This is a genomic window from Niallia sp. 01092 (assembly GCF_052318935.1).
Lineage (GTDB): Bacteria > Bacillota > Bacilli > Bacillales > Cytobacillaceae > Niallia.
The window spans coordinates 61,187-73,344 of sequence record NZ_JBQRKO010000016.1; the positions used below are offsets into that span (position 1 = coordinate 61,187).

At 35.1% G+C, this 12,158-nt stretch carries 14 protein-coding genes; 4 read left to right on the forward strand and 10 right to left on the reverse strand.

Annotated features, from left to right (window positions below; all coding sequences use genetic code 11):
• Positions 1-37: 37 nt before the first annotated feature.
• Genes ACTXGU_RS15365 through flaG form a run of 4 tightly spaced genes read right to left on the reverse strand, consistent with a single transcriptional unit; the run spans position 38 to position 2,676 of the window.
• A complete protein-coding gene (locus ACTXGU_RS15365; RefSeq protein ID WP_443482407.1) occupies positions 38-379 on the reverse strand; it encodes a hypothetical protein in 342 nt (113 codons plus the stop codon).
• A complete protein-coding gene (fliS, locus tag ACTXGU_RS15370) occupies positions 379-780 on the reverse strand; it encodes a flagellar export chaperone FliS (RefSeq protein WP_443482408.1) in 402 nt (133 codons plus the stop codon). The genes ACTXGU_RS15365 and fliS overlap by 1 nt, the downstream gene beginning before the upstream one ends.
• A 13-nt stretch (positions 781-793) precedes the next feature.
• Positions 794-2,290 (reverse strand): flagellar hook-associated protein 2, encoded by a 1,497-nt coding sequence (locus ACTXGU_RS15375; RefSeq protein ID WP_443482409.1) that lies wholly within the window; start codon positions 2,288-2,290, stop codon positions 794-796.
• 14 nt (positions 2,291-2,304) lie between these two features.
• Positions 2,305-2,676, reverse strand: a complete 372-nt coding sequence (gene flaG / locus ACTXGU_RS15380) for a flagellar protein FlaG (protein WP_443482410.1) — start codon at positions 2,674-2,676, stop codon at positions 2,305-2,307.
• Positions 2,677-2,978: 302 nt separating this feature from the next.
• On the opposite strand from flaG, the gene bioD reads away from it, so the two are divergent.
• From bioD to bioB, 4 genes are read left to right on the forward strand one after another with little or no spacing between them, the layout of a single operon-like run.
• Positions 2,979-3,647, forward strand: coding sequence for a dethiobiotin synthase (gene bioD, locus ACTXGU_RS15385; protein WP_443482411.1), 669 nt, complete (start codon positions 2,979-2,981; stop codon positions 3,645-3,647).
• Positions 3,644-5,020 carry an adenosylmethionine--8-amino-7-oxononanoate transaminase gene (gene bioA / locus ACTXGU_RS15390; RefSeq protein ID WP_443482412.1) on the forward strand — a complete coding sequence of 459 codons (1,377 nt, stop codon included), beginning with the start codon at positions 3,644-3,646 and terminating at the stop codon, positions 5,018-5,020. The genes bioD and bioA overlap by 4 nt, the downstream gene beginning before the upstream one ends.
• Positions 5,017-5,607, forward strand: a complete 591-nt coding sequence (locus ACTXGU_RS15395) for a biotin transporter BioY (RefSeq protein ID WP_443482413.1) — start codon at positions 5,017-5,019, stop codon at positions 5,605-5,607. The genes bioA and ACTXGU_RS15395 overlap by 4 nt, the downstream gene beginning before the upstream one ends.
• Positions 5,604-6,602, forward strand: coding sequence for a biotin synthase BioB (gene bioB, locus ACTXGU_RS15400; RefSeq protein ID WP_443482414.1), 999 nt, complete (start codon positions 5,604-5,606; stop codon positions 6,600-6,602). The genes ACTXGU_RS15395 and bioB overlap by 4 nt, the downstream gene beginning before the upstream one ends.
• A gap of 669 nt (positions 6,603-7,271) precedes the next feature.
• Here the strand turns inward: bioB and ACTXGU_RS15405 are convergent.
• The 6 genes from ACTXGU_RS15405 to pseC all read right to left on the reverse strand — a co-directional run bounded on the left by ACTXGU_RS15405 (position 7,272) and on the right by pseC (position 12,158).
• Positions 7,272-7,436, reverse strand: a complete 165-nt coding sequence (locus ACTXGU_RS15405) for a hypothetical protein (RefSeq protein WP_443482415.1) — start codon at positions 7,434-7,436, stop codon at positions 7,272-7,274.
• A gap of 84 nt (positions 7,437-7,520) precedes the next feature.
• Complete coding sequence (pseI, locus tag ACTXGU_RS15410) at positions 7,521-8,570, reverse strand: pseudaminic acid synthase (protein ID WP_443482416.1); 1,050 nt, start codon at positions 8,568-8,570, stop codon at positions 7,521-7,523.
• Positions 8,567-9,130, reverse strand: a complete 564-nt coding sequence (gene pseH / locus ACTXGU_RS15415) for a UDP-4-amino-4,6-dideoxy-N-acetyl-beta-L-altrosamine N-acetyltransferase (RefSeq protein WP_443482417.1) — start codon at positions 9,128-9,130, stop codon at positions 8,567-8,569. Before pseH ends, pseI begins: the two co-directional genes overlap by 4 nt.
• Entirely contained in the window at positions 9,117-10,211 is a 1,095-nt protein-coding gene (pseG, locus tag ACTXGU_RS15420; protein ID WP_443482418.1) for a UDP-2,4-diacetamido-2,4,6-trideoxy-beta-L-altropyranose hydrolase, read from the reverse strand. The genes pseH and pseG overlap by 14 nt, the downstream gene beginning before the upstream one ends.
• Positions 10,212-10,244: 33 nt before the next feature.
• Positions 10,245-10,985, reverse strand: a complete 741-nt coding sequence (locus tag ACTXGU_RS15425; protein WP_443482419.1) for a cytidylyltransferase domain-containing protein — start codon at positions 10,983-10,985, stop codon at positions 10,245-10,247.
• Between the two features lie 3 nt (positions 10,986-10,988).
• Entirely contained in the window at positions 10,989-12,158 is a 1,170-nt protein-coding gene (gene pseC / locus ACTXGU_RS15430; RefSeq protein ID WP_443482420.1) for a UDP-4-amino-4,6-dideoxy-N-acetyl-beta-L-altrosamine transaminase, read from the reverse strand.

Below are 12,158 nucleotides of genomic sequence, written 5' to 3' on the forward strand. Positions count from 1 at the left end.
ATGCGAAAAAACCGCCTTATGAAAGACGGTTTTCCACTTAATTTCTTCGATCATAAAAAACGCCATCCGTTTGCAGGGACTGGTACGGATTTACATATTTTTGATTCGATGTTTTTTTCATTTTTAACTTCTTAAGCTCTTGCAGAATATTTACTTTTTCTTCGTTAAGAAGCTTTAACAGCTCTTGATCCTGCTGCAATAAAACTTCTACTAGATTTTGTTCCTGCTCCGATTGTGGAGGAGCAAGCAATGTCAAACAGGATTGCCTTTGGTTGAGCAACTCGTCTACTTCTTGCATAAATTCCTCTTTATCAGATGCTTCCTTTACTAGTTGAATTAACTGCGCAGTTATTGTATAGCATTGCTTGAATGCTTCCATTAAACTTGGCCGCCTTGACCATACTGCTGTTGACGATTAATTTGGATTGCCTCTTTCCACGTATCACGAAATTCTGTTACGAATGTTTCTACTTCTTCGAGAATGGTTATATCACTTGTAATATTTGCCTTTATTAATTGACGATTCAAATAGTCATAAAGGGACATCATATTTTTGGATACAGGAATATCCATATTTAAAGTCACCATTAATTCTTGAATAATATTTTGTGTTTTTTGGATATTAATATTTCTCGTTTCAACATCTTTGTTTTCGATTGCTTTTTTTGCTAATTGGATAAATTTTAAACAACCGTTATAAAGCATTAAAGTTAACTCTCCTGGAGATGCAGTCGTAACAGAATTTTGTTTATAAGATTGATATGGATTGGAAGTTGCCATTGTTAAAACTCCTTTATTGCGAATTAAACATATTTGTTAATTGGGCTGATTGACTATTTGCTCTATTAATTGCTGTTTCCATCACGGAAAACTTAGACCAATATCGGTTCTCTATCGTTTTTAATTTATCTTCATAATTGGATATTTGATCATTATAATTATTCAGTAACTTCCCTAGTGTAAACGAATTATTACCTTTGGAAGCGTTCCCTGCTTTTTCTGTAATATCAGTCATCGCTGTTTTTAAGCTTGCACGCAAGCGCTGGGCAATTCCTTTTTCAGAAGTTGTCTCCCCGCTTTTTTGAAAAAGTTCATAGATTGCGTTTGGATTTTCAGCGATGGCCGCACGCAGCTTGTCTTCTTCAATCGTCAGTTTTCCGCCATCCAAATAATTTTTGGTTGTTGTGATTCCAATTTGCGAAAGCTGTTTAAAACCAGAAGTTCCAGAAACTGAATCGCTTATATCGCTTCTCATTTTTGTGAGAATACCCGATAAAATCGAGTCATTTCGAAGTGTCCCGCTTTTTGCTTTTTCTTCCCACAGCTTAATTTCATCCTCTTCCATTTCTTTTTTCTGTGCGGTTGTGAGAGGAGTATAAGCACGATACTTAGATTCGCTTGTTTTTGTTTTTATTTTATCAATAACTTCATTATATTTATCAACAAATTTAACAATCGTGTCCATGATTGCGTCAACATCAGCTGTTGAGGAGAACGTGACCGGAGTACCTGTTGTTTCTTTTTTTGCTGTGAATTCTACACCGTTGATTTGGAATGTGTTAGAAGTACGAGTGATACTCATTCCATTGTAGATAAGCTCTGCATTGGTTCCTTTTTTTCCGACTGCTGCCATATCACTTTCTAATTCTAGGTTTAATAAGCCACTAAAAAACCTATCATCTGGATTAGTAATACCGCTGTCATCTGTTAATTTGATCTCTGATCCAGTAGTATCCCCCGCATTTTTTGCTGTGAAAGATATCCTTTTGGAAGTTTCATCAAAAAAAGCAGTCACACCAGAATCTTTATTGATTTTTGCAATCACGCTATCTAATGTATCATCATTCGTAATTGATATTGTTGTATCTTGCATTGTTCCATCTTTTGTAATAGCACTGATTTTAACCGTTTGCGCACCAATACCTAGTATATCGGATGACTTGGCAATGTCAGTTGTACTAGACATCGTCGCAGCAGTTGCCAGTTTAGTTACTTCAAGCGACCCAGTAAAATCAATCGTCGAATTGATATTTTTAATAGAAACAACATTAGGATCGGAGATATTTACTGTTTTCTTGATATATGACCCTTGTTTGGCAACACCGTTAAAAATCTGCTGATCCAATTCAAGCAGCAATGAATTCATACTGCGATAGTCATCTCGTTGCCATTCTGTATATGTTTTTCTTTGATTAATTTTATCTAATGGTTTTCGTTCAGCTTGCATTAATTGTTCTACCATAGAATCAATGTCCATGCCGCTTGCAAGACCACCTATTCTCGTAACCAAACTCCATTCACCTCTTATGCTTTTTTATCTACTACTAAGCCGACAAACTCCGTCATAGCAGCATACATATCTAAAAATTTCTTCGATGGAATTTCCTTGACCACTTCATCGGTCACATCATCTACAATCGTTACGTAATACTCATTTAACTTTTCATGCAATTGAAATTTCACGGAAGTATGGGATGGCTGCATAAATTTATTCATCCCTTGAATAATATCATGAAGCTTTTTTTCATTTGCAACATGATCAGAATCAGCTTCACTTTTTGTAAAAGCATCCTCTGCAATAATTGATTCCTCTATACTTGCTTTATTTATAATCGGATTTTTTTCCATTTGTCTAGATGCAGAAAATATCGGCTGGGAAACAGTTTTTTCAATCATTTAATACATCCCCCTGTAAAGAACAACTAGAATTGTATTATTTATATCGGCAGGAATTTAAGAGATTGAAGAAAAATATTATGTGAATATGGATGAATGAGGAGAAATGACTAGTTAAAGACGGGAAAATGAGACTAGATTTTGTTTTAAAATCAATCTTTACTCGTTTCTGTCGATGCCTGTCCTAAAATTTGTTTTTTAAATAAAGAGTGACAGGCACCATAAGAAAAATATTTACAATTTTACTCATTTTATGTTAACTTATTTAATAAATTAGTTAACATAAAAAAGAGGCGACTTTTATGAAAAGACATTTTTGGATAGCTGGTACAGATACCAATATTGGAAAAACACTCGTAACTACATATTTAACGCAATATTTGCAAAGAAAAAAAGCAACTGTCATACCATACAAACCGATCCAAACAGGCATCATAGAGGATACAGCATTCTATCAGTCATTTAGTAAAGAGCCCTTAGTAGAAGAGCATTTGAATAGCTATTCTTTCAAGGAGCCTGCTTCGCCGCATTATGCTGCGATGTTAGAAGATGCTGTTATCAAAGAAGAGGTAATTCTAGAGCATATCGAAAAATTAAAATCGTTGTATGATTATGTGCTTTGTGAAGGGGCAGGTGGATTATACGTTCCATTAAGTGATCAGCGTCCCTATCATTTAATCGATCTTATAAAACAATCAAAGCTGCCTGTCGTCCTAACTGCTGGTACACAATTAGGGACAATCAATCACACATTGCTGTCTGTAGAAATGCTTAAAATGAAGGATATTCCGATTACCGGCATTGTATTTAACCGTTTTGAAGGCACTAGGCTTGAGAGGGATAACATCAAAACGATTCAACAATACACAGATTTGCCTTCTCTTGTGATTCCTAAGTTAAATAATCTATCAGAATTGAAAAATATTCAGGTGGAAAATAATGAATTTTTCGAAAGGATATTAAGGACATGACACCCCTTTCCAATTTACAAAAAAGAGACTTGCAGCATGTTTGGCACCCTTGTTCTCAGATGAAGGATTATGAAGATTTCCCACCGATTGTCATTAAAAGCGGGAAAGGTATTTATTTGTATGATGAAAACGGAAAACAGTATATAGATGCCGTATCTTCCTGGTGGGTGAATTTATTTGGCCATGCGAATGAGCGGATTAGTAGTGCATTAGCCAATCAAGCTTTTCAGTTAGAGCATGTGATATTTGCCAACTTTACGCATGAACCAGCCGTATTACTAGCAGAAAAATTAGCGAAACTAACACCGGATGGTTTAACAAAAGTATTTTTTGCAGACAATGGCTCTTCTGCAATCGAAGTGGCGTTAAAAATAAGCTTCCAATATCACCAGCAAAAAAATAAACCGAATAAAAAACGGTTTCTAGCACTAACAGATGCCTACCATGGTGAAACACTCGGAGCGCTCTCAGTCGGGGGAGTAGATTTATATAATGAAATCTATCAGCCTCTTTTGCTAGATACGATACGAGCACAAGGACCAGATTGCTTTCGATGTCCCTTTAATGAAAAGCCAGAAAGCTGTGATACACCTTGCATCTCATTTATAGAAGAAAAATTAAAACATCATCATGAAGAACTGACTGCTGTGATCATTGAGCCGTTAATACAAGCAGCAGCTGGAATGAAAATGTACCCTCCTTCTTATTTAAAAAAATTAAAGGAGTTATGTTTGCAGTATGATGTACACTTGATTGCCGATGAGATTGCCGTTGGCTTCGGGCGGACAGGGACAATGTTTGCATGTGAACAAGCGGGTATTACACCAGATTTTATGTGTTTATCAAAAGGATTAACAGGCGGCTACTTGCCATTATCTGCGGTAGTAACAACGGACGATGTTTATGATGCTTTTTACGATGATTATGAAAGTGGGAAAGCATTTTTACATTCTCATAGCTACACAGGGAACCCTTTAGCATGCAGAGTGGCACTTGAAGTATTGCAGCTATTCGAAGAGGAAAATTACATAGAGCAAATTCAGCAAAAAAGTAAGTATATGCATGATTTAGCATTAAACATTTTCACTAACCAACCCTATGTCGGTGAATACAGACAAACTGGTATGGTCGGCGCGATTGAATTAGTAAAAAATAAAGAAACAAAGGAACCTTTTCCAAGCAAAGAACGAGTCGGCTATCAAATTTATCGAATTGCGCTTGAAAAGGGCTTGCTGCTAAGGCCGCTTGGAAACATCCTTTATTTTATGCCGCCATATGTCATAACAGAAGAAGAAATAACAACAATGATTCATACAGCAAACGAAGCCATCCAGGAATATTTCGTATCAAAAGGAGGTTTTTTCAACAAATGAATAAAAACACAACTGTTTCATTAGCAGCTGTCTCAATGTTTGCAGCATTAACTGCTGTTGGGGCATTTATCAAGATCCCACTGCCCCATGTTCCATTTACACTGCAAGTTCTATTTGTCTTTTTATCTGGAAGTCTATTAGGGTGGAAAAGAGGATTGCAAAGCCAACTTGTGTATGTTTGCATCGGTCTCGTTGGCTTTCCTGTCTTTACACAAGGGGGAGGAATCAGCTATATTTTTCAGCCTACATTTGGCTATTTAATCGGCTTTATTGCTGGTGCATTTGTGATTGGGTGGATTATAGACAAAATAGATCAGCCAAAAACGTATCACTTTATTCTGGCCCATTTCGCTGGTCTGCTAGTCGTTTACGCGATTGGCGTTCCTTACCTTTTCATGGCACTTAACATGTGGATGGGCATTCCAAGCAGCTGGTCCCATGTCATAATGATTGGCTTTGTTTACAGCATTGCTGGTGACATTCTTATATCCATTGTTGCCGGTGTTTTAGCTGCAAGATTATACAAAGTATTCCAGAGTGTTCGAAGCAAAAACAAAATTGAAAACCAAAAGGAGAGTATCGTATGAATTGGCTACAGTTAGCACAAGAAGTTATCGACGGAAAAATTATTAGTGATGAGGAAGCAAACAGTATTTTAAATTGTGATGACGATGATTTATTGCCTTTATTACATGGCGCATTCCATATTCGCAAGCACTATTATGGAAAAAAAGTGAAATTAAATATGATTATCAATGCAAAAAGTGGCTATTGTCCGGAAGACTGCGGGTACTGCTCCCAATCTTCTATTTCGACAGCTCCAATTGAAAAATATCCGTTTATTTCGAAAGAAGAAATTTTAGAAGGCGCGAAAACAGCGTTTGACAATAAAGTAGGAACGTATTGCATTGTAGCGAGCGGCAGAGGTCCGACACGAAAAGATGTAAAAGTGGTCAGTGAAGCAGTAGAAGAAATTAAAGAAAAGTATGGTCTGAAAGTATGTGCCTGCTTAGGTCTACTAAAAGAAGAATATGCTGCTCAATTAAAAGATGCCGGCGTTGACCGCTACAACCATAATGTCAACACATCAGAACGCCATCATTCTTATATTACAACATCACATACATATGAAGATCGTCTAAATACAATCGAAACGGTAAAAAAACACGGCATTTCCCCATGCTCTGGAGCGATTATCGGCATGAAGGAAACAAAAGAAGATGTTATTGATATTGCTCGTGCCCTTCATCAGTTGGATGCGGACTCGATTCCAGTCAACTTTCTTCATGCAATTGACGGAACAAAACTAGAGGGCGTTCATGAATTAAACCCTCGTTATTGCCTAAAGGTGTTAGCTCTATTTCGCTACATCAATCCGACAAAAGAAATCCGTATTTCAGGCGGCCGAGAAGTAAACTTAAAAAGCCTACAGCCATTAGGCCTATATGCAGCCAACAGCATCTTCCTAGGAAACTACTTAACAACAGCAGGACAAGAAGCGAATCAAGATCATAAATTGATTGAGGATTTAGGGTTTGAGATTGAGTTGGTGAAGAAGCAGGAAGAGGAGTTTTCTTGTTGAAGTGCTGTAAGTAATTAGTAAAAAGCTGACTTTGTATTTTAATTCTTAATGCAAAGTCGGCTTCCTATTGAAAGAGATTCCTTTATTAATAGTCACTTGAATTCTTAATTTCAAAACTCATTAGAAAATAGGTTGTTAAGAGTTGCTTCTCATATAATTCCAAATTTGATAATCTAATACACGAGGATTAATATTCGAATATTTTTGTAGTAGAATTTTAGAAGTTTTATATAATAAGATTTGCGCTTCGTCTACATTCACTTTTCTCTGTAATACTCTATCAAGAAACCGAATAATCATTCTATCAGGTTTAAAGTATCTTCTCCTACCAACATATAAAAGTAAACAAGTGAGATTCCGCTTTTCTGACCAGAAATTAATTTGATCTCCTTTTCAAATTCTTGATTCCCATAAAGTTTAATAACATCTTGCAAATAATTAACGCTATATTTGTGAAGCACTCTACAGAATTGATATACAGCTTCAGCTTTTAATATTCCATTTCTAGAAGAGGTTCTTTGTCTATTTTGGAACACTTCTTGGACAAAATTATCTAAACCTATTTTTTCATAAGAATCTAAAAAATCCTCAACAGATTGTTGTTCTTCAACACTAGGATGATTTGCTTCACTTCTATATCGATTGAAACCGAAGTAATCACAGTACCTGTTAACAGTGTTTCTTACTAACTCCTATTGAAAATACTGAATCTATTACACATAAAGGCACACTAGTATAATAGTACTCATCAGGAAGAGTTGCATTTTCGAGTTCTAGTACCTCTTCACAAAATTTACTTATTTTCGTTTCATCGTTATATAAAATATCTTGCATTATATCACTCCTTAGAACAGTAAACAAAAGACAATCTAAATACACAACATTCTGAACAGTATCTCTCACAAAATAAATCTACTATCACAACAATTGTAAACGAAGAGGAGTACCTTTTGATAAATTATTTTTCGCTTTACGTCCTAGCACTTCTTCATAATATTTTGGTGCTAAACCGTAACCAGGTCGTATTACTTTAATATTTTCTTTCGTAAACTCTTCACCAGCTTTAATATCTTTAGCTACATAGATAGAACGTCGAAATTTTAATGAGCTTTTTTCTTTTTCTGTTGGTCCGTAAGTAACTTGTCCAATAGCTTGCCAAGCTCTTTCTGTTTCTTCTACAAGGAGCTTCATCTCATGTGGCTCCATTGAAAATGCGGCATCGACGCCACCTTCTGCTCTTGATAAAGTAAAATGCTTTTCAATCACAGTAGCTCCTAACGCTACGCTTGCTACCGCAACACCTGTACCCATCGTGTGATCAGAAAGACCCACTTGACAATTAAAGGCTTGTCTCATATGTGGAATCGTAGAAATATTTGTATTATTAGGAGTAGCTGGATATGTGCTTGTGCATTTTAACAAAATTAAGTCTTTACATCCCGCTTCTCTCGCCACTCTAACTGTTTCATCTAGCTCTGCTAACGTGGCCATACCTGTAGAGATAATCATTGGTTTTCCTGTAGAAGCAACTTTTTTAATTAATGGGAGATCATTATTTTCAAAAGAAGCAATCTTATACATAGGAACATTTAACGATTCTAAAAAGTCAACAGCTGTCTCATCAAAAGGTGTACTAAACGGAATAATTCCCAGCTCTCGGCACCTTTCAAAAATAGGCTCATGCCAATCCCAAGGAGTGTAAGCTTGTTGATATAATTTATAAAGAGAATTTCCGTTCCATAAACTCTCTTTATCTTCAATCTTAAAATCATCGTTATCAATATCTAATGTCATCGTATCAGCTGTATACGTTTGAATTTTCAATGCATCTACACCCGCTTTAACAGCTGCCTCTACAATAGCTAAAGCCTTATCTAGTGACTGATTATGGTTGCCAGACATTTCTGCTATAATAAAGGGTTTATAACTTGAAGATATAATTGATTGTCCTAATATAATATCTTTCATAAGATCATTCCTTCTATCATTTTAATTACCTCTGGTTGGTATTTTGTCCAACCTTCACGAGATATTGACAGGAACAATACGTTTATATATTGTTCGTTTCTAAATACTTTTTCATTTAGGATTCTATCTTGTGAAAAACCCAATTTTTTGTGCACCGCTATACTTTTACTATTATTTTCTAATACTTCCGCATATAACTTATTCATATGTAACTTATTAAAAATAAAATTTAAAGCTAAATATCCCATTACTTTTCCTAAACCATTTGGAGCATTTGAATCACCTATGTAAAATCCCCACTTGCATATCCGTTCAATTGCGTCTAATATATTTATATTTACTACTCCAATAGGCAATTGGTCTAAATAAAGTATTTTCATAATAAAATTACTATTACCTTCGACAATATTTTGTTGAAACCATTTTTCATGCTCTTCTAATGTAATTAAATGATTGTCTAACATCATTCTACGAATATACTCTTGGTTTCTCCACTTCAAAATTAAATCAAAATGCGAATGATCAACATTTTGCAAATATACTCTATCAAGTACGTTCAAAATCAATTTCCTCCATAATAGCTTTTAACACAGTGTATTTATCAACAATTGATGAATCTACCATATTAAGAGCTTTATCCGATAAAAGCTTAACCTTATTAGGATATTTCATGAGATGATGTAGTTGTTCCTGAATCATCGTAACTGTTACATTATTATGATTACCTAAATAAACAGTTGCGCCTACATTACTAACTGCATCTGTAATTTCTACTTGATTATCAGCTACAGTAATTGTAATAGAAGGTAAACCAAGATAACATCTTTCCCATGTAGTAGTTCCTCCTGCACCGATTGTTAAATCAGCTTGATTCATTAAATGTGCCATATTGGATATCTGATAATGAAACGTTAAGTTAGGATGACCATCACAATACAATTGAATTTCTTCTTTTTTTATATTAGATGCACCTGCAACGACATTTACATCTATATGCTTGAACTTATCAATACTAATAGCTTTTAATGTTTTCATCGTTTCATTAGTAGCATCTGCACCACCAAAAAAAACTAAAATGTTACGAATTTCCCCATCACGACTACGCTGCTTCTTAGATTGAACCAAAAATTCTTCTCTTAGCAAGACATAATTAGGGCCTAAAAGCTGTCGACAGTTCGAATGCAGTATTTGACAATACCTGCTTTCTAAATTCAAATAAAAATTTTGATCTAATAATACGTCACAGGCATGTTTTCGATTAGCTAAATCATCTATAACGAATATTTTAGGTATAATTTCTTTAATGGCTGTTTCCCAATTAAAATCTAGAGCGTAATGATCGACTACAATCATTGCTATTTTTAATTTCTTTTTTGTAATCATTAATTTAGTTTCATCAAAATCTACACTCCAATATGCTCTGTGCCAATCTAAATCAGATAGCGTAGTGTTTTTATATGGTAACCTAAGTAATTCAAACCCCTGACTTTCTATATAACTCATGAGATTACCATCTAGTTCTCTACAAATAAAATAGCTATTAATATTTATTTTTTTTAACTGATGAGCCAGAGTGATACATCGCATTACATGACCTGTCCCAATTTGTAAGGAAGCGTCTACTCGAAAGGCAACATTCATATTATTCACCCTTAACCTAAAAACTTTTAATCACTAAATGATTTTTTGTTCCACATGTTTATTTATATTTGCCCAACTAGGATTTTCATTTAGAACCCCTACAATATCTTTTAAATCAAAGAATTCTTTTTGAGGATAGAGTATACAAACTATTTTCTTTATTAAAGTAAAATCCTCCATAGTATCGACTGTTAGACGATATTCACTGTGATCATCCTTATCTTCAATACTTGCTAACCTAAATTTCTCAGGGTGTTGATAAAAATAAGACGTAACATGTTCACGATTCGAAACATTTTTTGCTTCTAAATAAGCCATTGTTAATGCTTCATATGAAAACACTTCTGTATCGAACCCTCTTGGATAAGTACGTGCTAATGTATTAGATGCATAATCATATTTATTTATATCGCTAATAAAAAATTCTACTACTTTATCTACAACATCCGAATCAATAAGTGGACAGTCTGATGTAAGTCGAACAATGACATCAAGTTTAAATGCAGTTGCCGCTTCGTAATAACGTGCGAGGACATCTTCTTCTGAACCCCTGTATACTGGGATACATAGTTTTTCACATAGTTCTACAATTGGATGGTCAGCTTCATTTGTTGTCGTAGCTACAATGATCTCATCTAGTCTATTCGATCGACCAACTCGCTCCCATTGATATTCAAGCAATGTTTTTCCAAGAACTGTTTTCAATACTTTTCCCGGTAATCTTGTGGATCCCATTCGTGCTTGAATAATAGTGCCTACTCTTAAGCTCTCCATCTATCACAACACCTCGTATTCGCTGACAATACTTTTCACCGCGTTAATTACATCTTGAACATCTTTCATACTCATAGCCGGAAATAGTGGCAGCGTAATAATTTCTTCATATAGCTTTTCTGCTTCTACACAGCTTCCTTTTTTATAATCTAATTGTTGATAATAAGGTTGTAAGTGAACAGGAATATAATGAACATTCACTCCGATATTATGCTTTTGTAACTTTTCAAAGATTTGTTTGCGATTTGTCGATAACTTAGATAAATTCAGACGGATAATGTATAAATGCCAACTAGATAGGGTTTCTTCTAACTGTCTTGGAACGGATAATGTTGATAATTCTTTAAAAGCCGCATTATACATCTCAACATATTTACGCCGTAATTCAATGAAGCGATTAATTTTCTTTAACTGACTCGTTCCTAATGCAGCTTGTATATCCGTCATTCGGTAGTTATAACCTAAAAACTGCATTTCATAGTACCATGGACCATCGTTACGATTCATTTTGTTTACGTCACGTGTAATACCATGTGAACGAAATTGCAGCAGTTTTTCATAGTATTTCTTACTGTTTGTCGTAATAATGCCGCCTTCTCCACTCGTAATATGTTTAACAGGATGAAAGCTAAACATCGTCATATCACTAATTGATCCTACTTTTCTTCCCTTATACGTAGCACCTAACGCATGAGCAGCATCCTCAATTACAACTAAATGATGCTTTTTAGCAATGTCCAAAATAGCATCTAAATCCGCTGGTTGACCTGTGAAATCAACTGGAATAATCGCTTTCGTTTTATGAGTAATTTGATGCTCTATCTCAACTGGATTGATATTATATGTTTGTTCATCAATATCTGCAAAAACGGGCGTACCTCCTTGATATAAAATACAATTCGCACTTGCAGCAAATGTCATAGGTGTAGTAATAACCTCATCACCTTTTTGAATACCCGCAGCAAAGCAAGCACCATGCAGCGCTGCTGTTCCATTAGAGAATGCAACGGCATATGTAGCACCTACGTAGTTAGCAACTGCTTCTTCAAACTGTTGAATATACGGACCAGTTGTTAAATAATCTCCTCTTAATACATCAACAACAGCTTGTATGTCCTCTTCGTCAATCCATTGCTTTCCATATGGTAAATAACTTTCTCTTTTACTGATCAC